Annotated in this window: 15 protein-coding genes and 1 pseudogene; 8 read left to right on the top strand and 8 right to left on the bottom strand. The window is 72.9% G+C overall.

Going from position 1 to position 22,049, the window contains the following annotated elements:
• Positions 1–108: 108 nt before the first annotated feature.
• The gene (gene ppc / locus Pen02_RS22025) at positions 109–2,895 is read right to left on the bottom strand and encodes a phosphoenolpyruvate carboxylase (protein WP_203867979.1); all 2,787 of its coding nucleotides are present in this window, start codon (positions 2,893–2,895) and stop codon (positions 109–111) included.
• 235 nt (positions 2,896–3,130) lie between these two features.
• On the opposite strand from ppc, the gene Pen02_RS22020 reads away from it, so the two are divergent.
• Positions 3,131–4,189 carry a S66 family peptidase gene (locus Pen02_RS22020; RefSeq protein WP_203867978.1) on the top strand — a complete coding sequence of 353 codons (1,059 nt, stop codon included), beginning with the start codon at positions 3,131–3,133 and terminating at the stop codon, positions 4,187–4,189.
• On the opposite strand, the gene Pen02_RS22015 is transcribed toward Pen02_RS22020, so the two are convergent.
• The 4 genes from Pen02_RS22015 to Pen02_RS22000 all read right to left on the bottom strand — a co-directional run bounded on the left by Pen02_RS22015 (position 4,183) and on the right by Pen02_RS22000 (position 8,244).
• On the bottom strand, positions 4,183–4,755 hold the full coding sequence (locus tag Pen02_RS22015; RefSeq protein ID WP_203867977.1) for a DUF4240 domain-containing protein: 573 nt from the start codon (positions 4,753–4,755) through the stop codon (positions 4,183–4,185). The genes Pen02_RS22020 and Pen02_RS22015 overlap by 7 nt on opposite strands.
• 56 nt (positions 4,756–4,811) lie before the next feature.
• Entirely contained in the window at positions 4,812–5,609 is a 798-nt protein-coding gene (locus Pen02_RS22010) for a TetR/AcrR family transcriptional regulator (protein WP_203867976.1), read from the bottom strand.
• A gap of 186 nt (positions 5,610–5,795) precedes the next feature.
• Positions 5,796–7,277, bottom strand: coding sequence for an alpha/beta hydrolase (locus tag Pen02_RS22005; RefSeq protein ID WP_203867975.1), 1,482 nt, complete (start codon positions 7,275–7,277; stop codon positions 5,796–5,798).
• Positions 7,278–7,344: 67 nt separating this feature from the next.
• The gene (locus Pen02_RS22000) at positions 7,345–8,244 is read right to left on the bottom strand and encodes a helix-turn-helix domain-containing protein (protein ID WP_203867974.1); all 900 of its coding nucleotides are present in this window, start codon (positions 8,242–8,244) and stop codon (positions 7,345–7,347) included.
• A 415-nt stretch (positions 8,245–8,659) separates the two neighbouring features.
• Between Pen02_RS22000 and mfd the strand changes: the two genes are divergently transcribed.
• Genes mfd through Pen02_RS21985 form a run of 3 tightly spaced genes read left to right on the top strand, consistent with a single transcriptional unit; the run spans position 8,660 to position 14,090 of the window.
• Positions 8,660–12,295: a transcription-repair coupling factor gene (gene mfd, locus Pen02_RS21995; protein WP_203867973.1), complete on the top strand. Its 3,636-nt coding sequence runs from the start codon at positions 8,660–8,662 to the stop codon at positions 12,293–12,295.
• A 13-nt stretch (positions 12,296–12,308) separates the two neighbouring features.
• The gene (locus Pen02_RS21990; protein ID WP_203867972.1) at positions 12,309–13,028 is read left to right on the top strand and encodes a hypothetical protein; all 720 of its coding nucleotides are present in this window, start codon (positions 12,309–12,311) and stop codon (positions 13,026–13,028) included.
• Positions 13,029–13,085: 57 nt separating this feature from the next.
• Positions 13,086–14,090: a nucleoside triphosphate pyrophosphohydrolase gene (locus tag Pen02_RS21985; RefSeq protein ID WP_203867971.1), complete on the top strand. Its 1,005-nt coding sequence runs from the start codon at positions 13,086–13,088 to the stop codon at positions 14,088–14,090.
• A 253-nt stretch (positions 14,091–14,343) separates the two neighbouring features.
• On the opposite strand, the gene Pen02_RS21980 is transcribed toward Pen02_RS21985, so the two are convergent.
• Both Pen02_RS21980 and Pen02_RS21975 read right to left on the bottom strand, forming a co-directional pair.
• Positions 14,344–15,519, bottom strand: coding sequence for a glycoside hydrolase family 3 N-terminal domain-containing protein (locus Pen02_RS21980; protein WP_239141075.1), 1,176 nt, complete (start codon positions 15,517–15,519; stop codon positions 14,344–14,346).
• Between the two features lie 10 nt (positions 15,520–15,529).
• Positions 15,530–16,600 (bottom strand): DMT family transporter, encoded by a 1,071-nt coding sequence (locus tag Pen02_RS21975; RefSeq protein WP_203867970.1) that lies wholly within the window; start codon positions 16,598–16,600, stop codon positions 15,530–15,532.
• Between the two features lie 150 nt (positions 16,601–16,750).
• Here Pen02_RS21975 and Pen02_RS21970 point away from each other — a divergent pair, with 150 nt between their 5' ends.
• Positions 16,751–18,391 carry a DUF885 domain-containing protein gene (locus Pen02_RS21970; protein ID WP_203867969.1) on the top strand — a complete coding sequence of 547 codons (1,641 nt, stop codon included), beginning with the start codon at positions 16,751–16,753 and terminating at the stop codon, positions 18,389–18,391.
• Between the two features lie 118 nt (positions 18,392–18,509).
• On the opposite strand, the gene Pen02_RS21965 is transcribed toward Pen02_RS21970, so the two are convergent.
• The gene (locus Pen02_RS21965) at positions 18,510–19,226 is read right to left on the bottom strand and encodes a hypothetical protein (RefSeq protein WP_203867968.1); all 717 of its coding nucleotides are present in this window, start codon (positions 19,224–19,226) and stop codon (positions 18,510–18,512) included.
• Between the two features lie 249 nt (positions 19,227–19,475).
• On the opposite strand from Pen02_RS21965, the gene eno reads away from it, so the two are divergent.
• The 3 genes and pseudogenes from eno to Pen02_RS21950 form a co-directional block, all read left to right on the top strand.
• Entirely contained in the window at positions 19,476–20,759 is a 1,284-nt protein-coding gene (gene eno, locus Pen02_RS21960) for a phosphopyruvate hydratase (RefSeq protein ID WP_203867967.1), read from the top strand.
• Between the two features lie 33 nt (positions 20,760–20,792).
• A complete protein-coding gene (locus Pen02_RS21955; RefSeq protein ID WP_203867966.1) occupies positions 20,793–21,470 on the top strand; it encodes an FtsB family cell division protein in 678 nt (225 codons plus the stop codon).
• Positions 21,467–22,036: pseudogene (locus Pen02_RS21950) on the top strand (DUF501 domain-containing protein); the annotation flags it as partial. The gene Pen02_RS21955 and the pseudogene Pen02_RS21950, both read left to right, overlap by 4 nt.
• Positions 22,037–22,049 lie beyond the last annotated feature (13 nt).

The raw sequence follows: 22,049 nt of genomic DNA, 5'->3' as shown, positions 1-22,049 counted from the left end.
CGGTCCGGCGCCGGGCGGGGATGCCCGACACCGGAAACATGTCCGCGTGTCGTCGGCTATTTCAGCCGATTCTCTTCCGCGTCGTCACCGAACGCCCGCGCCGTCGGCTCAGCCGGTGTTGCGCATCCCGGCGGCGATGCCGTTGACGGTGGTGAGCAGGGCCCGCTCCAGGGCCGTACCGTCGCCGGGGGCCCGCCGGCCGCCCGGTGCGGTGGCCACGGCCCGCCCGGCGGCACCCGAGTCGCGGTACTGCCGCAGCAGCGCCACCTGGAGGTGGTGCAGCGGCTCCAGGTAGGTGTCCCGGACGGCGAGGGTGCGTTGCAGCACCGGGGAGTTCTCCAGCAGCGCGGGGGAGGCGGTGATGGCCAGCACCTCCTGCTTGGTCAGCTCGTACTCCGCCTCGATCATCTGGAAGATCGGGTGCAGCGGCTCCGGGACCAGCGTCTCGACGTACCGACGGGCGATGTTGAGGTCGGTCTTGCTCAGCATCATCTCGACGTTGGACAGGAACGTGCCGAAGAAGTGCCAGGCGCGGTGCATCTCGGCGAGGATGTCGCCCATCCCGGCCTCCCGGGCGGCGGCCAGTCCCGTCCCGACCCCGAACCAGCCGGGGACGATCTGCCGGGTCTGGGTCCAGCCGAAGACCCACGGGATAGCACGCAGTCCGGACAGCCCGGCCCCGGTGTTCGGCCGCTTCGCCGGGCGGGAGCCGATGTTGAGCGCGCCGAGCAGTTCGGTCGGGGTGGAGGCCCAGAAGTACGCCGGCAGGTCCGGGTTCTCCACCAGCGAGCGGTACCGCCGGTAGGCGGCGCCGGAGACCACGTCCATGGTGGCGTCCCAGCGGTCCAGCGCCTCGGCGGGCTGCCGGGGCGTGGTGTGCAGCAGGGTGCTCTGCAACACCGCCGCCAGGGTCAGCTCCAGGTTCTCCCGGGCCAGCGACGGCAGCGTGTACTTGTCGGAGATGACCTCGCCCTGCTCGGTCACCTTGATCTCGCCGTCCAGCGTGCCGTACGGCTGGGCGAGGATCGCCTCGTGGGTGGGGCCGCCGCCCCGGCCGACCGTACCGCCCCGGCCGTGGAAGAGCCGCAGCCGTACGTTGTGCCGGGCGGCCACGTCCCGCAGCGCCCGCTGCGCCCGGTGGATGGACCACTGCGAGGTGGTGATCCCGGCCTCCTTGTTGGAGTCGGAGTAGCCGAGCATCACCTCCTGCACGTCGCCCCGGGCCGCCACGATCGCCCGGTACGCCGGCAGCGACAGCATCTCGTCGAGCAGTTCGCCCCCGGCGTCCAGTTCGGCCGGGGTCTCCAGCAGCGGCACGAAACCGACCCGGGCCCGCCCGGTGTGCACGTCGACCAGCCCGGCCTCCCGGGCCAGCACCACGGCGGCGAGTACGTCGTCCACGCCGAGCGTCATCGAGATGATGTACGACTCGATCACCTCGACGCCGAACCGTTCCTGCACCTCGCGGATGGTGCCGAAGACGTCGAAGGTCTTCCGGGCCGGCTCGGTCAGCGGAGTGTCCATGGTGGAGAGCGGGCGGCGGCCGGTCAGCTCCTCGGCCAGCAGCTTCGTCCGCTCGGTCCGGCTCAGCGCCGCGTAGTCCGGCACCTCGCCGACCTGGTGGTAGAACTGGGATAGCACCACGTGGTGCGCCTCGGCGTGCTCGCGGATGTCCATCGTCGCCAGGTGCGGCCCGAACGCGGCGACGGTGCGGATCGCCGAGGCGAGCCGGCCGACGGCGGTGAGCTGGCCGGAGTTGCGGGCCAGCGAGGCGCGCATCAGTTCCAGGTCGGCGAGCAGGTCGGCGGAGCCCCGGTAGTCCCGCCCCGGCACGTGCGCGGTGCCCTGGTTGAGCCGACGCCGGGTGTTGGCCAGCTTGGCGCGTACGCAGCGGGCCTTGAGTCGGTATGGCTCCTCGGCGTTGACCCGGCGGAACCGGGGGGCCACCTCGGGCAGCGCGTCCAGGTCCTTGGCGAGGCTGGCGGAGAGGTCGAGGCTGACCCCGCGCAGCCGGCGGGAGACCGAGATCTCGTTGATCAGCGCCTCCATCGCCGCCTCGGTCGCCTGGATGCCGTGCTCGTACTGGATGAGCAGCACGTCCCGGGTGACCTGCGGGGTGACGAACGGGTTGCCGTCCCGGTCGCCGCCGATCCAGGTGCCGAAGGTCAGCGGCCGGGCGGTCGGCGCTGTCTCCACGCCCAGTCCGCGCAGCGTGTCGGCGAGGTCGTCGAGCACCTGCGGGGCCGCCTCGGCGAAGAGGTCGCGCAGGTAGTAGATGGCGTTGCGGGCCTCGTCGGTCGGGTCCGGCCGGTCCAGCCGGAGTTCGTCGGTCTGCCAGAGCAGGTCGAGCAGTTCGGCGAGGCGGCGGCTGGCCGGGCCCTCGTCGCTGGCGCCGTAGAGGATGGCGGCGGCGGCCTCGGCGTCGAGTTCGTCGGCGACGGCGCGCAGCTTGGAGAGGATCGACCGGCGGGCCGCCTCGGTGGGGTGGGCGGTGAAGACCGGCCGGACGGAGAGCCGGCGGGCGACCGAGGCGATCTCCTCCGGCGGCACCCCGCGCTCCCGGATCAGCCGGGCCGCCTGGTCCAGCCAGCCGCCGTGCGTGGCGCGCTGCCGGCGCAGGTCGCGGGAGCGGTGCACCTGCTCCGTGATGTTGGCCAGGTGGAAGTAGGTGGAGAAGGCGCGGGCCAGTTTGGTGCCGGTGGTGACGTCCATCGCGCCGAGCCGCCGGGCCGCCGCCTCCGCGTCGTGCCGGACCAGGGCGCGGACCTCCTCGACCAGGTCGAGCAGGGGCGGGCCCTCCTGGCGGGCGAGGGTCTGGCCGAGGAGCTTGCCGAGCCGACGGATGTCGGCGCGCAGCGCGGCGTCGGGGCCGTCGTGATCATGCTGGTCGGTCACCGTGCGCTCCTTGGTCGAGTACGGAGGACAGCGTTGTCCGACACAGTGGATGTTATCGGCGGGCGGTCCCGGAACGCTAACGAGGCCCGTGCCGAACTGGCGGGCGGCGGTACTGCTTAGAGCCTATCCCGTACCGGCAAAACGTGCGTTATGTCGAGTTTCGGACGCTGCCGCGGATGATCGTTAGTTTGCTCACGCCCCACCCCCGCGCCCGCTCCCGGCTAGCCTGACCCGCATGTCCGCGCCGTCACCCGGTCCGACCCCGCACTACCCGCCGAAGCCCCGCCCCGGGGACCGGGTCGCGGTGGTCTCCCCGTCCGCCGGTCTGCCGGGCCTCTTCCCCGAGGTGTACGAGCTGGGCCTGCGCCGACTGCGCGCCGAGTTCGACCTGGTCCCGGTCGAGTACCCGACCACCCGGGCGACGGACGCCGGCCCCCGGGACCGGGCCAGGGACCTGACCGCCGCCTTCGCCGACCCGTCGGTCACGGCGGTGCTGGCCACCATCGGCGGCGAGGACCAGATCACCGTCGTCCCGCATCTCGACGACGCCGTGCTGCGGGCCAACCCGAAGCCGTTCTTCGGCTACTCGGACAACACCAACCTGCTGGCCCACCTCTTCGACCTGGGCATCGTCGCCTATCACGGCGGCTCGGTGATGGTGCACCTCGGCCGGGGCGGCGCGGCCCATCCGGTGACCGTCTCCTCGCTGCGTACGGCGCTGTTCGGCACCGGCTGGCACGAGCTGACCGAGGTGGCCGAATACACCGACGAGTCCGGCGACTGGCGTGACCCGGCCGGGCTGGACCGGGCCCCGACGATGTTCCCGGCCTCCGGCTGGTCCTGGTACGGCCCCGAGCGGCTGGTCGAGGGACGGATCTGGGGCGGCAACCTGGAGGTGCTCTCCTGGCTGCTCCGGGCCGGCCGGATCGGCCCGAGCGGGGCGTACGCCGGCTGTGTGCTGGTGGTCGAGACCTCCGAGGAGCTGCCCCCGGACGTCGAGGTGTACCGGATCCTGCGGGACATGGGCGAGCGCGGACTGCTCGGCGGCTTTCCCGCCGTACTGGTCGGCCGGGCCAAGGCGTGGGACCTCGCCCGCCGGCACACCCCGGCCGAGAAGCGGGAGTACGCCGACGCGCAACGGGCCGCCGTGCGCCGGGCCTGCGCCGAGTACGCCCCGGACGCCGTACTCGTCTTCGACCTGGAGATCGGGCACACCGACCCGCAGTTGATCGTCCCGTACGGCGGCGAGGCCCGGGTCGACGCGGCGGCGAGACGGATCAGCGTCCGCTACTGACCGACGATGTACTCCCGCGACTCCGGAAAGAGCGCGGCGAGCCGGGGCAGCCGAAGGTCGCTGCTGGACGGCCCCGCCGGGTCGTCGGACGACGGGTCCTCCCGCTCGTCCGCCTCCTCGACGGCATCCCAGAAGTCGTCGTCGCCGGTGACCTGCTTGTACGCCCGGTATGCGGAGGCCTGGAAGAACTCCATCAGCAGCGCGTGATGGTCGACGAGGCCGTCGACGATGCCCCGCACCAGCGGATGGTCGGCGAGGTTGTCCGGATCCGCCACGACCCGCTCGTGCCAGCTCCGCCCGAGCCCCACCATGCCGGCGCAGAAGTCGGTGAACGAGTCGTCGCCGCAACCGTTGAAGATCAGGCAGGCGGCCGTCAGGGTGCGGTCGGCGGAGACCTGGTCCTGGAGTTCGCTGAACCGCAGCTCGAAGGCGACGATCTCGTCCGGGGGGAGTTCGGCCAGTCGTGCGGTCAGCGCTGCCCCGAGAACGTCGTCGAGTTCCTCCCAGGACGTGTCGACGCCGGCCCGCACCGACTCGATCAGCTCCCAGCATCGATCCATCTCCATCGGCGGATTATGGCAATCCGGTCCGACATCCGGGGTACCGGCGCGCGGCGGGCGGATCAGCGGTCGGCGGCCTCGACGGTGCGCTGGATGCCGTCGAGCAGCAGCCGCAGCCCGAACCGGTAGGCGTCGGCCATCGCGTCGGGGGTGTCGACGAACCCGTCGGCCAGCCAGATCCGGTTCATCGCCGGGTGGCGCGCGACGTCGAAGTGCTCCGACCAGAACGAGTCCCGGTCCGACCACCACTCGTCGGTCGACTGCCCGGTGACCCGTTCGAGCTGGTCGGTCTCGGCCCGTTGCCGGGCGGACGCGTCGACGAAGGTGACGATCGCGTTCGCGGCGGCGACCGTCTGCCGGGCCGGCAGGCCGAGGCCGGCCAGGGCCGCCAGCAGGTACTCCTGCTGGGCCAGCAGCCCCGGTCCGAGCGGCGGTCGCACGGTGGAGACCTCCCGCAGCCACGGGTGGCGCAGGTACGTCGCCCGGGTCCGGTCGGCGTACAGCTCGATCCGGGCCCGCCAGTCCGGCGGAGGCGCGTCGTCCGGGCCGGGCAGCTCGCGCTCGGCCAGTACACCGTCCACCATCAGGTCGATCAGTTCGGCCTTGCCCGGGACGTAGGTGTAGAGCGACATCGTGCCGACGCCCAGTCCGTCGGCGACCCGGGCCATCGACATGGCGGCCAGCCCGTCCCGGTCGGCCACCGCGATCGCGGCCTGCCGGATCTGCCGTACGGTCAGCCGGGGCGGCCGGCCCCGGGCGGGTCTTCCGGTGGTGCCGGCGGCGGCCGGCGCCGGCTCGGCGGTCCAGAGCAACGCCAGGGTCCGGCGCGGATCCCCGCCGCCGCTGCGCTCCACCGTCATCGTCCGCCTTCCGTCGGGTACGGTCCGAATGCTACTTCCCGTACTCGATACGCGAATGACTGGACGCCTGCCGCGAACGACCGGACGGCTGGCCGCCGGGCGGATCCCGGCGCGGATCTCCCCCGTCGGAGCGCTGGTCGGAGCCGCTCCGTGAGATCCGTGCCGGGATCCGCCGACTGCGGGGGGTCAGGTCGCCGACCCGAGCAGGAACCGCCGGACGGCCTGGTCACCCTCGGGATGCCGGCCCTGGATCGAGTGGCCCATCCCGGCGATCACCACCAGTTCGCCCCGGGGCGTACGCGCCGCCTGCTCGATCGCCCACTCCACCGGGGTCGACAGGTCGCGATCGCCGTTCAGCAGCAGTACCGGCATGGTCAGGGTGCGTCGCGGCGGTGGCCGGTTCGGCCGGGACGGCGGCCAGTGCAGGCAGGTCGAGATAACTGCCTGCTCGGCCGCGACCTCGCGGGGAAACGGCCAGACCTGGCTGGCCGGAATCCGCCGGATCGCCCGGTCCAGCGCCTTCGCCCGCCTGCCCAGCGGGGCCGTCGAGTCGCCCCACGGGGCGTCGGTCTGGTCGGCGCAGATCGTGGCCGCGTGCAGACCGGCGCTGTACTCGGCGAACGGGATGTTCTCGCCGCCCTGGAGGTCGTCGATCGCCGACATCAGCGGCTCCGGGGTGCCCTGGGCGGCCAGGCGCAGGAAGAGCAGCACCGGATAGAAGGTCTCCCCGGTCAGCTTCGGATCGACGATGCTGGCGATGACCAGGAAGTCGAAGATGCCGACGGCGTTGCCGTACCGGCGGATCGTCTCGGCGACGTCGGCCGCCGGATCGTAGCCGCAGGACTGCTCCTGGCACGCCGTACGCAGCACCTGGGCGACCCGGTGCAGGCTCGGCAGGTACAGCCCGTCCAGGGTGTCCTGCGGCACCACCGAGTCCAGCACCATCCGGACCACCCGATCCGGGTACGTCAGGCCGTACTGCTGGGCGACGAAGGAGCCGTACGAGACGCCGTCGAGGGTCCACCGGGCCACGCCCAGGGCCCGCCGCAGGTCCTCCAGGTCGGCCACGGTGTCGGCGGTGGTGTAGAAGTGGCGGGTCTCGCCGAGCAGATCCGCGCACTTCCGCACCGCCTCCGGGGTGGCCGGGGTGATGTCGGAGGAGCCCACCTCGGCCTGGAGTTCGGGGCAGTCGATCCCCGCCGGTCCGGTACCGCGCTGGTCGATCATCACCAGCCGGTAGTCGTCCATCAGGTAGCGGAACCGGGGGACGAGCCGGGGCAGCAGGCCCGGCCCGGGTTGTCCCGGACCGCCGGAGAGCAGCAGCAGAGTGCCCCGGGGAGCCTCGGCGTTGTCCGCCGCCGCCACCCGCAGCCGCAACTTCCCGGGGGTACGCCCCCGGCGGTCCAGCGGCACCGTCAGGTCGGCGCAGGTGAACCCGGCCGCCTCGGCGCACGGGCGCGGATCGGTCAAGCCCGGACGGTCTCCGCCGACGGCCGCATTGACGACTGCCGCATCGACGACCGGCGCACTGACGACCGGCGTACCGGCGGCCGGCGGGCCGGTGTGGGAGGCCGCCGCGACGGGCGACCCGGTGACCAGTACCGCGAGCAGTCCGAGCAGGGCGACGCCGGATCGCGCACGCCGTCGGACGAGATGTCGGTCTCGCATTGGTGCCTCCTATCGGGGTCGCCCCATGCTCGCGCCGGCACCGGTCAGTCACGTTGAAGATCTGTGCTCACTTGCCGCCGACCTCGGTGGTGGCGAGGATCCGCCGGAGCTGTGTCGGAGAGTGGCCGAGTTGTTGCCGGAGGGTGCGGGTCAGGTGGGACTGGTCGGCGAAGCCGTGTTCGGCCGCCAGGCGGCGCAGGCTCTCCACCTCCCCGCCGGCCAACGCGGTCAGCACCGCCCGGGTCCGGACCTGGTTGCGGTACGCGGTCAGGCTCTGCCCGGTGGTCCGGTGGAACACCCGGCTCAGGTGGTGGGGCGAGCAGTTGACCTCCCGGGCCAGCTCGGTGAGGCCCAGGGTGTAGCCGCCGCCGCTGATCACCTCGCGTACCCGGTCGGTCAGCCGGCCGTGGGCGGCGAGGGTGGCCGGACGCCGCCCCACCGCCCGGCCCAGGTCGTCCCCGGGCCGGGTCGGACCGTCGGCGAGCAGGCTGCCGAGCAGCCCGTGCACCCGCTCGGTCAGCTCGAAGCCGTCCACGCCGCGCAGGGAATCCGCGACCAGGGCGCGGTGCCGGAGGTCGACCTCGACGGGGAGCCGTCCCTCCCAGCCGGCGCTGGTCAGCCACCGTTCGCCGTCCGGCCGTTCGGCCAGTACCTCGGTGTCGATCTCGATCGCTGAGTAGCTGTCGCCGCAGCCCAGCGGGTGCGAGATGGTGAGATCGTCGGAGGGCTTCAGGAAGAGCGCCGAGGTCGGATCGACGAAGCGTTCCCGCCCGTTGAGCCGGCGCAGGTAGCCGCCGGAGCGGGCGAGGTGCAGGGTGAAGCTGTCGCACGGCCGGGCGACCGCCCAGCGGGGCTCGGTGTTGAGGCACCGGACCTCGTAGAAGCCCATTCCGTCCGGGCAGCCCAACCAGCGCATCCGGGCCTGCACCCGGCCGTCGGCGGCCCGCACGTCCCTGAAACCGGACATGGCGTCTCCTCCCGAGCGGAAACGCCCGAGCCTCGCCGGCCGGTTGTCGCCCGGCGGCTGCCGGAAACGGCACTTCCGGGATGCTCGGCGAGCTGACGCAGCGGGTTGGTGTCGACGGGGCAGGTCAGGCGTCCAACCGGGGAAGGCGCGGACCGGAAAGCCGCCCATCCCTCGACCGGTGGCGGTACGGCGGTGAACCGGAACCCCGCTACGCCGGCCGTCGGGCCCGGGGTTGTCGGGCCCAGGAGATAGGCTTGGCTCCGGTGTTGCGAAGGGGCCCTTCCACCACCAGCGGCGGTACGCGGCAGCGGCGGCAAGAAGGGGCCTTTCCCCACCTCCCGAACCCCCCACCCGAGTCGGGCGCGGGGCGATTTCCGTGTGCCCATCTGCTGCATTCCGCAAGGTTGTGATCTGCGTGCTCACCGGTCTGCTCACTGCCGCGCTCCGCGACCCCGCACTGGCCCGGGCCCGCTCGTTGGCTCGCACCGGCGGGGCGGACGCAGACGGCCTCGATCTCACCGCCCCGCCCGCGCTGCGACCGTTCCTGGTCGCCGCCGTGGCGGCCGGCGACGAGGCGGGCGGCGCCGGGCGCCCCGTGCTCGCCGTCACCGCCACCACCCGGGAGGCCGACGACCTGGCCGCCGCGCTGGGCAGCCTGCTGTCGCCGGAGCAGGTGGTGGTCTACCCGGCCTGGGAGACCCTGCCGCACGAGCGGCTCTCGCCCCGGTCCGACACCGTCGGCCGGCGACTCGGCGTACTCCGCCGGCTGGCCCACCCCGACCTCGACGAGCACGCCGGTCCGGTACGGGTGGTCGTCGCCCCGGTCCGCTCGGTGTTGCAGCCGCAGCTCAAGGGGCTCGGCGACCTGGAGCCGGTACGGCTGGCCGTCGGCGCCGAGGCGGAGCTGGAGGAGACCGCCCGCCGCCTCACCGACCTGGCGTACGCCCGGGTCGACCTGGTCACCAAGCGCGGGGAGTACGCCGTCCGGGGCGGCATCCTGGACGTCTTCCCGCCCACCGACGAGCACCCGTCCCGGGTCGAGTTCTGGGGCGACGAGGTTGAGGAGATCCGCACCTTCGCCGTCGCCGACCAACGGACCATCGAGGCGGTACCGGCGCTCTGGGCACCACCGTGCCGGGAACTGCTGCTCACCGGCCCGGTCCGGCGCCGCGCCGCCGAGCTGGCCGAGCAGCACCCGGAGCTGGCCGAGATCCTGGACAAGCTGGCCGAGGGGATCCCGGTCGAGGGGATGGAGTCGCTGGCTCCGGCGCTGATCGGCGCGGACTCGCTCGAACTTCTGCTGCACTGCATGCCGGCCGGCAGCCACGTGCTGCTCTGCGACCCGGAGCGGATCCGGACCCGGGCGCACGACCTGGTGCGTACCTCGGCCGAGTTCCTGGAGGCGAGCTGGGCGGCAGCCGCCAACGGCGGCCAGGCTCCGGTCGATCTCGGCGCCGCCGCCTTCAAGACCCTGGCCGAGGTACGCGGCACCGCCGCGACCCTCGACCAGCCCTGGTGGTCGGCATCGCCGTTCGGCCTGGTGGAGGCCGCCCCTGGGCCGGGCGTGACCGTCGAGCCGTGGGCGGTGGAGCCGGAGCCCGAGGTGACCGTCGTGCCGGACACCGGCGAGTCGGTGGCGCTGGCCGCCCAGCCGGTGCCGCTCTACCACGGCGAGACGGCCCGGGTGGTCGACGACCTGAAGCGCTGGGTCGGCGACGGCTGGGGCGTGGCGCTGGTCTTCGAGGGGCACGGGCCGGCGCAGCGCGCCGTCGAGGTGCTCCGGGACGCCGGGCTCGGCGCCGCGCTGACCGAGGACGTGCCGGCACCGCCCGGCGTCGGCGAGCTGGTCGTCACCTGCGGCTCGCTCAACCACGGCTTCCTGGACACCGCCTCCCGGATCGCGGTCGTCACCGGCAACGACATCACCGGCGGCCGGGGCTCGTCGACCCGGGACATGCGCAGGATGCCGAGCCGGCGGCGCAACACCATCGACCCGCTGGAGCTGCGGGCCGGCGACTACGTCGTGCACGAGCAGCACGGCATCGGCCGGTACGTCGAGCTGGTGCAGCGCACCGTCAACGGCGCCGACCGGGAATACCTGGTCATCGAGTACGCGGCCAGCAAGCGCGGCCAGCCCGGTGACCGGCTCTTCGTCCCCACCGACCAGCTCGACCAGCTCTCCCGTTACGTGGGAGGCGAGGCGCCCACGCTGCACAAGATGGGCGGCGCCGAGTGGCAGAAGGCGAAGGCGCGGGCCCGCAAGGCGGTCAAGGAGATCGCCGCCCAGCTCGTCCAGCTCTACGCCGCCCGGAAGGCGTCCAAGGGGCACGCGTTCGCCCCGGACACCCCGTGGCAGCGGGAGCTGGAGGACGCCTTCCCGTACACCGAGACGCCGGACCAGCTCGCGGCGATCGAGGAGGTCAAGCGGGACATGGAGCAGTCGATCCCGATGGACCGGCTGATCTGCGGCGACGTCGGGTACGGCAAGACCGAGATCGCGGTCCGGGCCGCGTTCAAGGCGGTGCAGGACGGCAAGCAGGTGGCGGTGCTGGTGCCGACGACCCTGCTGGCGCAGCAGCACTACAACACCTTCGCCGAGCGGATGGGGCAGTTCCCGATCCAGATCCGGCAGCTCTCCCGGTTCCAGACGCCGAAGGAGGCGGAGCGGACCCTGGAGGCCGCCGCCGACGGCAGCGCGGACATCGTGATCGGGACCCACCGGCTGCTCCAGGCGGCGACCCGGTTCAAGCAGCTCGGCATGGTGGTGGTGGACGAGGAGCAGCGCTTCGGGGTGGAGCACAAGGAGCACCTGAAGACGCTGCGTACCGCCGTGGACGTGTTGACCATGTCGGCGACCCCGATCCCGCGCACCCTGGAGATGGCGATCACCGGCATCCGGGAGATGTCCACCATCGCCACCCCGCCGGAGGAGCGGCACCCGGTGTTGACCTTCGTCGGGGCGTACGACGACAAGCAGGTCGCCGCCGCGATCCACCGTGAGCTGCTCCGCGACGGCCAGGTCTTCTACCTGCACAACCGGGTCGAGTCGATCGACAAGGCGGCCCGGCGGATCCGCGAACTCGTCCCGGAGGCCCGGGTCGCGGTGGCGCACGGCCAGATGGGCGAGGACGCCCTGGAGAAGGTCATGGTCGGCTTCTGGGAGAAGGAGTACGACGTCCTGGTCTGCACCACGATCGTCGAGTCCGGCATCGACATCCCGAACGCCAACACGCTGATCGTGGAGCGCGCCGACCTGCTCGGCCTGGCCCAGTTGCACCAGATCCGGGGCCGGGTCGGCCGGGGCCGGGAGCGGGCGTACGCCTACTTCCTCTATCCGCCGGAGAAGCCGTTGACCGAGCACGCGCACGAGCGGCTGGCCACCATCGCCCAGCACACCGAGCTGGGCGCGGGCATGTACGTGGCGATGAAGGACCTGGAGATCCGGGGCGCCGGCAACCTGCTCGGCGGCGAGCAGTCCGGGCACATCGAGGGGGTCGGGTTCGACCTGTACGTCCGGATGGTCGGCGAGGCGGTGCAGGCGTTCAAGGGCGAGCGGCCGGAGGAGGAGGTCGACATCAAGATCGACCTGCCGGTCGACGCGCACCTGCCGCACGACTACATCGGGGTGGAGCGGCTGCGCCTGGAGATGTACCGCAAGCTCGCCGAGGCCCGGGACGCCGCCCGGCTGGCCGAGGTGGTCGCCGAGATGACCGACCGGTACGGCGAGCCGCCGGAGCAGGTCGGCAACCTGGTGGCGGTGGCCCGGTTCCGGCTGCTGGCCCGGTCGTACGGGCTGAGCGACGTCTCCGCCCAGGGCAAACATGTCCGGTTCGGGCCGCTGCCGCTGCCGGACTCGAAGCAACTCCGGCTCAAGCGCTACCACCCGGACGCGGTCTACAAGTCGGCCACAGACCAGGTGAGCGTGCCCCGCCCGACGACCCGGCGGATCGGCGGCGAGCCGCTGCGCGACCAGGCGCTGTTGGAGTGGTGCGCCCAGCTCCTCCGCGACGTACTGGGTGACCCCGTGCCGGCGGCCGGAAGCGGTGCGTGAGAGAGTGTCGAGCATGCAGCGTGCCCGTCGTCTGGCGTCGATCGCGGTCATTGCCGTCCTCGGCACCACCGCCCTCTCCGCCTGCCGGTCCGACTCCAGCGTCGCCGTCTACCTGGGTGACAAGAAGATCACCGAGGACGAGGTGACCTCGGTGCTGGACGACGTCCGGAGCAAGGTGCCGCCGGGTGGTCACGAGCCGGGCGCGACGCCCGCGCCGGACGCACCCGAGCTGAAGGCGCCGACCCGGGTCCAGGTGGTCGGCACCCTGGTGATGCGGGAGGTCTGCCTCAAGCTCGCCGCCGACAAGGGCTTCAAGCCGTCGGAGCAGGCCCCGGTCGAGCAGGTCGCCCAGGCGACCGGGCTGCCGGCGGACTCCCGCTACGTGCGGCTCTTCTCCGAGCTGGACGCCTGCCGGGCCGGCATTCCGGTGACCCAGCCGGTGGCGCCGACCCAGGAGGAGCTGATGGACGTGGTGGCCCGGGGCCGGGTCGCCGGGGTGATCCCGCCGGACGCCAAGGACGGCGAGGCCGGCCAGCAGCTCGACGGGGACGTCCTGCGCCGGGCGCTGGCCATGCGGAACACCCTGGTCGAGGCGCTGGACCAGGCCGACGTCACGGTCAACCCGCGTTACCGTCCGTTGGAATACCCGGTGCTGACCTTCTCGGACAGCAGCCCGGCGCTGGTCATCCCGATCGGTCCGAGCGGCTCGGACACCGTGGTCGACGCCCGCTGACCGGCGCACCTGTGATCAGTCCGTGTTGACCTTGCCGTCGACCAGTCCCGCCGGCCGATGAACGAGACCCTGCCCGGCCCGGCCGGCCGGATCGTGCTGCTGGTCACCTCGCCCCGGCTGCCGGCCGGGCTGCTGACCGCGCCGGCCTGGGACGCCGTACGGAACCATCCGGTGCTGGCCGGCGCGGAGAGCGAGCTGGCCACGGCGGTACGCGCGGCCGGCGCCGAGGTGAGCGTCACCGCCACTCCGACCGCCGACCTGCTGGCCACGGTCGCCGCTCACGGTACGGCGATCTGGCTCGCCGGCCCGGCCGGTGACGAGGACCTGGCCCGGGAGTTGGGGCTGCGGCTGGCCCGGCAACCAGGGCTGGCCGAGCTGGAGCTGATGTACGGCTCCTGGGATCCGCCCGGCGCCCGGCTGCTCGACGCGGTCGCGGTGATGGACCGGCTCGCCTCGCCCGGCGGCGACCCGTGGAAGCGGGCCCAGACTCACGCCTCACTGGCGCAGTACCTGCTCGAAGAGTGTTACGAGGCGTACGACGCGATCGTGGCGGACGATCTCGGCGCGCTCCGCGAGGAGCTGGGGGACGTGCTGTTGCAGGTGGTGCTGCACGCCCGGCTGGCCGAGAACCTGCCGGAGGACGAGCGCTGGTCGGTCGACGACGTGGCCGGTGGGCTGGTGGCGAAGATGGTCCGGCGTAACCCGCACGTCTTCGCGGACACCGAGGTCGGCGGCATCGACGAGATCATCGAGAACTGGGAGCGGATCAAGCGGGAGGAGAAGCCCCGGGTCTCGGTACTCGACGGGGTCGCGCTCTCCCAGCCGGCGCTGGCGCTGGCGGCGAAGGTGCTCCAGCGGGTCGCCCGGTCCGGGCTCGACCTGCCGCCGCCGGAGCCGCCGGCCGGGTCGGACGAGTCGACCCGGCTGGGTGCCGGCCTGCTGGCGACGGTGGCCCGGGCCCGGGTGGCGGGGCTGGACGCCGAGGCAGCGCTCCGGCGGGCGACGCTGGACTACGCGGCCACGGTCCGCGCCGCCGAGCGGGATTCCACGCCGCCGTCCTGAGGACGACGTACGGCTCCGGCGCTCTTCCACCCCGACGCGGGTCGATGACCTCGCCGACCGCGCGGTTCGTCGTACGAGACCGGGGCGCTGCCGGGCCGGCTCGTCGAGTTCGACCATGGCGTCGATCCGGTCGGCCCGGAACAGCCGCATCGCCGGCCGCTCCGCGAGTGGTTTCCGGCGCACTTCCGGCAGTTGCTGGCCAACGCCTGGCCGCCACTGTGCCGGCTGCGCGACCAGCTCGACGCCGGCTGGGTCAGCGCTTCGGCCGGAGGCTGTCGACGCGGGCGACCGACTGGTCGATCCGCTGTTCGGTGAGCCGACCGGAGCGGACCAGCCGGACGACGCTGTCGACGGTCCGGCTGACGACGTTCTGGTCGTACTCCTGCTGGTTGCCGAAGACCAGCAGGTCGACGCCGGCCTCCAGGGCCAGCGCCACCGCCTCGTCCCGGCCGAACCGGCTGGTGACCGCCACCGCCTGCATGTCGTCGCTGACCACCGGGCCCCGCCAGCCGAGCCGACCGCGCAGCAGGTCGGTGACGACCGCCCGGGAGAGCGAGGCCGGCCGGTCCGGGTCGAGCTTCCGGTTGAGTACGTGGCCGACCAGTATCGAATCGGCCGTGCCCTTGGCGATCAGCTTCTGGAACGGTTCGAGTTCGGTTTCCCGCCAGGTGTCGGTGACGTCGACGGCGGTGAAGTCGGTGTTGCCGGTGGCGCTGCCGAGCCCGGGGAAGTGCTTGAGCGAGGTGCGGACCCCGGCGACCCGGTGCACCCGGACCTCCTCGGCCGCGTTCCGGACCACCACGTCCGGGTTGGCGGAGAAGCTGCGTTCGAGCTTGCCGACGGCGGGACTGTCCGGTCGTACGTCGAGGTCGACGACCGGTGCGTAGTTGAGGTTGACGCCGATCGAGGTGAGGCTGTGCACCAGGCCCTCCGCCCAGGCGCGGGTGGTCGGGACTGAGTCCGCCCGGCCGATCTCGGCCTCGGACTTCGTGGCCGGGAACCCGTTCTCGGGGTTGAGTCGGGCGACCCGGCCACCCTCCTGGTCGATCGAGACGAGCAGCCGGCCGGGCGACGCCTGCTTCAGCGCCTTCACCAGTGCGGTGACCTGGCCCGGCGAGCTGATGTTGCGTACGGCGTCGGTCTTCAGGTCGCGGTCGAAGAGGATGACGCCGCCGAGCCCGTCCCGGATCGCCTGAACGACCCAGTCCGCCTCGGCGGCCTGCTGACCCCGGAACCCGACCACCAGCAGGCTGGCGATCCTGCGGCGCAGCGCGGCCTCGTCGCGCCGGGCCGGTCCGGCCGGCCGGGACGGGGTGGCCGCGAGCCGGGCCGGGGTCCGGCTCGAACCGCAGCCGGTGGTACCCGCCGCGACCGCGGCCGAGCCGAGGCCGGCGAGCAGCAGTCGGCGGGTGAGGTACGCGTCCGTCACCCGATCCACGCTACGGTCGGTGACCAGCCCTGCGCGGCACAATGCCGGCACCGGGGCGGGGACCGTCGCCACCGCCGTCACCGTCACCGCCGCCACCGCCACCGCCGCCACCGGCACCGCCGCCGATCCGGCCCGGTGGCTCCCGCTGTCCGGTCCGGGCAGCGGGGGCGTCCCCGGCCGGGGCGCGGTCCCGACGACGGCCGGCGCCGAGGCCGACCGCGATGCCGACCGCCGCCACCAGTACTCCGGCGGTCTGCCCGGGGTCCGGCAGCCGGCCGGCCTGGACCGCCGCCGTGAGCAGGGTGGCGATCGGCATCACCCCGACGAGTACGCCGGCCCGCTCCACGCCGAGTTTGCGCAGTCCGGTGAACCAGGCGAGGAAGGCGACCACGGTCATCATCGCCGCCAGATAGCCGAACGCGGCGGTCTCGGTGCCGGTGGGCAGCCGCAGTCGGCCCAGTTCACCGGCCGGGATCGCCGCCACCAGCAGCAGCGGTACGGCCAGCGCGCAACTCCACGCCGCGACGCGTACCGGCCCGAGCCGGGGGAGTACGGCGGCGGCCAGCAGCGAGAAGGCGATCTCGCCGCCGAACGCCCCGAGCGAGGCGACGATCCCGATCGCGTCGGCCCGGCCGCTGCCCTGCACCAGCGCGGTTCCGGCGACGACGATTCCGGCCGCCGCGACCAGCCGGACCGCCGGACGGCGTCCACCGGTGAGCGGACCGAGCAGGGCGAGTCCGAGCGGCGCGGCGCCGATGAAGGTCCCGACCACGGCCGCGTCGGCGTGCGGCAGCGCGACCAGGATGCAGGCGTTGAACCCGGCCATCCCGGTGAGCGCGAGTGCGGTCAGCATCACCAACTCGCGCCGGTTCGGTCGGCCGGGTGGGGGCGTGCCGCCGGCCAGCAGTCCGGGGAAGCGCCGGACCAGCGCGAAGAGTACGGCGGCGGCCAGCGCGTACCGGGCCGCCTGCCCGGTGAGGTGCGGATAGTCGAGGACGAGTTGGCTGATCGAGACGGAGCTGCCGACCAGCACCATCCCGCCGAGGCAGAGCAGCACCGCGACCGGGTTCGAGACGTTCACCGGACCGACGCTAGGGCGCTATTGGTCCGGATCACAGGGCCAAACAAGTGGCCGATGACAGGGCCATAGTGTGCCGCGCCGCCGGTTCGGTCGGTGGTTCGAGCCGATGTGCCGGCCGACGGATCGGAACTGATCGTCTAGGTTTGCCCCATGCCACCATTCGTCCCACTCGCCGAACGGATCGTCGACGCGCTGCTGGCGAGCGACCCCGAGCTGGCCTCGTCGGTCGGCGAGCACGGTTTCGACGACCAGTTGCCGGACCGCTCGGCGGGCGCGGTGGCCGGCCGGGTGGCGATGCTGCGGGACGCCGCGCACGCACTCTCCGAGGTGGACGCCGAGGAGTTGGCGACACCCGAACGGGTCGACCACGCCGTCCTCACCGCGCTTGTCGACCGGGGCATCTTCGAACTGACCGAGGTGCGGGCGCACGAGTGGAACCCGCTGGTGCACAACCCGGCGCCGCTGCTGCACGCGCTGCTGGCCCGGCCGTTCGCCCCGGCGGAGGTACGGCTGGCCAGCCTCGCCGGGCGGCTGGCCGCCGTACCGGACGCGTTGGCGACCGCCCGGGCCGTGCTCGGCGACGTGCCCCGGGTGCACGCCGAGACCGCCGTCGGGCAGTTCGAGGGTGCCGCGACCCTGGTCCGGACGCAGGTACCGGTTCTGCTGGCCGAGGCACCCGGGTTGCGGGACACCGTCGAGCCGGTTGCCAAGGCGGCGATCCGGGAGCTGACCGGGTTCGCCGAACGGCTCCGGGCCGGCCTGCGCGACGACTCCGGGCCGGGCCGCGATCCACGGCTGGGCCGGCGACTCTGGGAGGCGCGGCTCTGGCACACCCTGGACACCGAACTCGGCGCCCGGCAGGTGCTGGAATCGGCCTGGGCGAACCTGGACCGGGTGACCGAGGAGATCCGGGCGGCGGCGGTCGAGCTGGTCGGTGGTCCGGCCTCCGACGAGACGGTACGCCAGGCGCTGGCCCTGCTCGCCGACGAGCACCCGGACAACTCCTCGGTGGTGCCGCTGGCCCGGGCCACCCTGGACGAGGTACTCGACTTCGTCGCCGACGCCGACCTGGTGTCGCTGGTGGACGACGCCTGCGTGATCAGGGAGATGCCCGAGCACGACCGAGGCGTCGCGGTGGCGTACTGCGACGCGCCGGGGCCGCTGGAGTTCGCCGCCGTGCCGACGTACTACTGCATCGCGCCGACCCCGGCCGACTGGTCGGCGACCCGGGTCGAGTCGTTCTTCCGGGAATACAACGACCACATGATCCGCAACCTCACGGTGCACGAGGCGGTGCCGGGGCACTTCCTCCAGTTGGCGCACGCCCGGCGCTACCGGGGCAGCAGCCGGGCCCGCGCGCTCGGCCACTCCGGACCGTTCATCGAGGGCTGGGCGGTCTACGCCGAGCAGGCGATGGCGCAGCGCGGGTACGGCGGCCTGGCGGTGCGGTTGCAGCAGCTCAAGATGCAGCTCCGGATGACCATCAACGCGATCCTCGACCAGTTGACGCACTGCGAGGAGCTGTCCGAGGCCGACGGGCTCGCCCTGATGACCGGGCGGGGTTTCCAGGAGGAGGGCGAGGCGGCCGGAAAGTGGCGCCGGGCCCTGCTCACCTCGACCCAGCTCTCCACCTACTTCGTCGGCTACCACCAGGTCGCGGAGATCGCCGCGCGCCGGCCGGACGGGGTGCCGGTACGCCAGTGGCACGACGCGATGCTGGCGCACGGCTCCCCGGCGCCGCGTCACCTGCCGGCCCTGCTCGGCCTCGACGACGAGTACGACCTGGCGTAGCGGAAGCCTCGGCCGTGCCGACCGTACGGCCACGAGGAGCCCTCCGAGTCCGTCCAGCCGGCGCCGGCCCCGGGTTCCGGGATCGGGCGCCGTGGCTCCGGGACCGGCTGTCGGGCCGTCAGGCGGGAGGCTGGCCCTCTGCGGCGCGCCGGTCGACCAGCCCGGCGCCGGCCGGCAGGTCGAAGGCGCTGCTCTCGACCGCGTCGCGGTAGCGGCTCAGCGCCATCTCCAGTTCGGTGCCGTCGAGGGTGCCGGTGAAGCTGCCGAGGGCGCCCTCGCTGGTGATGCAGGCGTCGAAGTTGACCGCGGGCGCGTCGCTGAGCTGGTTGACCTCCACGCAGGTGGCGTGCCGGCCGGCGACGGTGGTGTCGTACTGCCGGATCGCCGCGTCCGGGTCCAGCGCGGCGGCGGTGAGCAGGCCGATCACCACCGGCGGGGTGACCAGGCCGCGCTTGTTGACCTCGGTGAAGATGGTGACCGACGGCTTGGCGTTCGCCGCCGGTGGCGCGGTGAGCGTGCAGGTGGGTTTCTTCGTGCTGGTGTCGCAGGCCGTGGTGGCGTCGGCGGTGACCGTCAACTTCCCGCCCGGATAGGTGTACGCCGCCCGCAGCGGGTCCTGGGTCTGCGAGATCGACGCGTTCTGCCCGCCCGGAAGCTGGTAGTCGGCCGAGTAGGTCAGCTCGTTGGACCGGTCGAGCCGGGCGGCGAGGTCGTTGACCAGATCGGCCCGGCCGATCACCCGGCCGGCGTCGTCGAGGGTCTGGCACCCGGAGATCGTCAGTACGGAAATGATCGCCCCCGCGAGTACCCGGAGTGAGATCGACACAGCCGGCATGGCCCACAGCCTTCACGATCGGGTCAAGCGCGCGCAAACCGGTTCCCACGTACTGTGAAAGTGATCCGCAAATGTCGGATAGCCGGACGGTCGGGCGCCTTGCCCGGAGGTGCCGCCCGGAGGTAGCGCCCGGAGCCCCGGGCCCGCCCGATAGGCTGCCGTGCGGGAGCCTGCGCCGCACCGTCGCGACGGGGACGGACCGCCATCGGCTATCCGATGGATCGACTTCACACTCTGAGGAGCAGGACAGTGGCCACCATCGAGGGAATCGTCGCCCGGGAGATTCTCGACTCGCGCGGCAACCCGACCGTCGAGGTCGAGATCGGGCTGGACGACGGTACGGTCGCCCGTGCCGCGGTGCCGTCCGGCGCCTCCACCGGAGCCTTCGAGGCGATCGAGCTGCGCGACGGCGACAAGGACCGCTACAACGGCAAGGGTGTCGAGAAGGCGGTCGCCAACATCGAGGACCGGATCGTCGACCAGCTCGTCGGCTACGAGGCCAGCGAGCAGCGGCTGATCGACCAGAAGATGCTGGACATCGACGGCACCGACGACAAGTCGGAGCTGGGCGCCAACGCCATCCTCGGGGTCTCGCTGGCGGTGGCCAAGGCGGCGGCGTCCAGCGCGGAGCTGAGCCTCTTCCGCTACCTGGGCGGCCCGCACGCGCACCTGCTGCCGGTGCCGATGATGAACATTCTCAACGGTGGCGCGCACGCCGACTCCAACGTCGACGTGCAGGAGTTCATGATCGCCCCGATCGGCGCGCCCTCGTTCCGCGAGGCGCTGCGCTCCGGCGCCGAGGTCTACCACGCGCTCAAGTCGGTGCTGAAGAAGAAGGGCCTGAGCACCGGCCTCGGCGACGAGGGCGGCTTCGCTCCCGACCTGCCGACCAACTCCACCGCGCTGGACCTGATCGCCGAGGCGGTCGAGAAGGCCGGCTACCGGCTCGGCACCGACATCGTCTTCGCGCTGGACGTGGCCGCGACCGAGTTCTTCGACGACGGGGTCTACACCTTCGAGGGCGGCACCAAGACGGCGGACGAGATGACCGCCTACTACCACAAGCTGGCCGACGACTACCCGATCGTCTCCATCGAGGACCCGCTCTCCGAGGACGACTGGTCCGGCTGGGCCGGGCTGACCGCCTCGGTCGGCGACCGGGTCCAGATCGTCGGCGACGACCTGTTCGTCACCAACCCGCAGCGGATCGCCCGGGGCATCGCGGAGCAGACCGCGAACGCCGTACTCGTGAAGGTGAACCAGATCGGTTCGCTGACCGAGACCTTCGAGGCGGTCGACATGGCACACCGGGCCGGCTTCAAGTGCATGATGAGCCACCGTTCCGGCGAGACCGAGGACACCACCATCGCCGACCTGGCGGTGGCCACCGGCTGCGGCCAGATCAAGACCGGTGCGCCGGCCCGCTCCGACCGGGTGGCGAAGTACAACCAGCTCCTGCGGATCGAGGAGGAGCTGGCCGACGCGGCGCGGTACGCGGGTACCAGCGCGTTCCCGCGTTACCGTTCGAACTGACGGGTCAGCCTTCGGGGGAGGGGTGCGACGGCGATGACGCAACGCCGTACGCCGAGCGGGCAGGGCCCGGCTCGACGGCCGGACCGTGGTGGCCGGGCCGGGACGTCCCGGACCGGCCGGACCTCGGGTCGGGACTCCGGGTCCCGGGCCGAGCCACGGCAGGGCCAGGCCCGCTCCTCCGGAGCTTCCCGGACGACCGGTGCGACCCGGGCGTCCGGCATCGGGCGGGGCGCCGACGGGGCCCGGTCGGGCAGTCGGCCCGCGGCGGCCCGCCGGACCGTCGCCGCCCGGACGGTCAAGCGGACGTACGCCCAGCACCCCCGGCGCTACACCGGCCGGGTGACCGTACTCGTCGGGGTGCTGATCGCGTTGGCGCTGGCGTACACCTATCCGGTCCGGGTCTATCTCAACCAGCAGTCCGACATCGCCCGGATCGAGGCGGCCCAGCAGGCGCAGCGGGAACTCATCGGTGACCTGACCGAGGAGGCGGCGCTCTGGGACGACCCCGAATACGTGAAGATCCAGGCGAGGGAGCGGTTCTACATGGTGTTGCCCGGCGAGGCGCCGCTGGTGGTGCTCACCGACCAGAAGGGCGCGGCGCGGGACGCCGGAGTCGACCCCAGCGCCGCCGAACGGGCCCCGGTGCCCTGGTACGACACCCTCTGGTCCAGCGTGCAGGCGGCCAACGAGCCGGATCGGGCCGCCCGGTGAGCCGTTCCGACGCGGTCGGCGTACCCGCTGCGGGTGATCGTGCAGGTGCGGAGCCGGCGGCGGCCGGCGTGCCGGCACCGGTGCGGGAGCCGGCCACCGAGGCGGACCTGGCGGCGGTCGCGGCCCAGCTCGGCCGGACTCCGCGCGGCACCCGGGCGGTGGCGCACCGTTGCCCGTGCGGCCGGCCCGACGTGGTGGAGACCACCCCACGGCTCGCGGACGGCACACCGTTCCCGACGCTGTTCTACCTCACCTGTCCCCGGGCGGTCGGCGGGTGCAGCCGGCTGGAGTCCGCCGGGGTGATGCGCGAGATGCAGGAGCGGCTGGCCACCGATCCGGAGCTTGCCGAGCACTATCTCGCGGCGCACCGGGACTACCTGGCCCGGCGAGAGGCGATCGGCACCGTACCGGAGATCGACGGGATCTCGGCCGGCGGGATGCCGGGCCGGGTGAAGTGCCTGCACGTGCACCTCGGGCACGCGCTGGCCGCCGGCCCCGGCGTCAACCCGTTCGGCGACGAGGTGCTCGAACTGCTCGAACAGTGGTGGGCCGACGGCCCGTGCGTCGAGCCGGTCGAGT

This window comes from Plantactinospora endophytica, from assembly GCF_016862915.1.
Lineage (GTDB): Bacteria > Actinomycetota > Actinomycetes > Mycobacteriales > Micromonosporaceae > Plantactinospora > Plantactinospora endophytica.
Note: the sequence above shows the minus strand (reverse complement) of the source record. Positions and strands in the feature narration are given on the sequence as shown.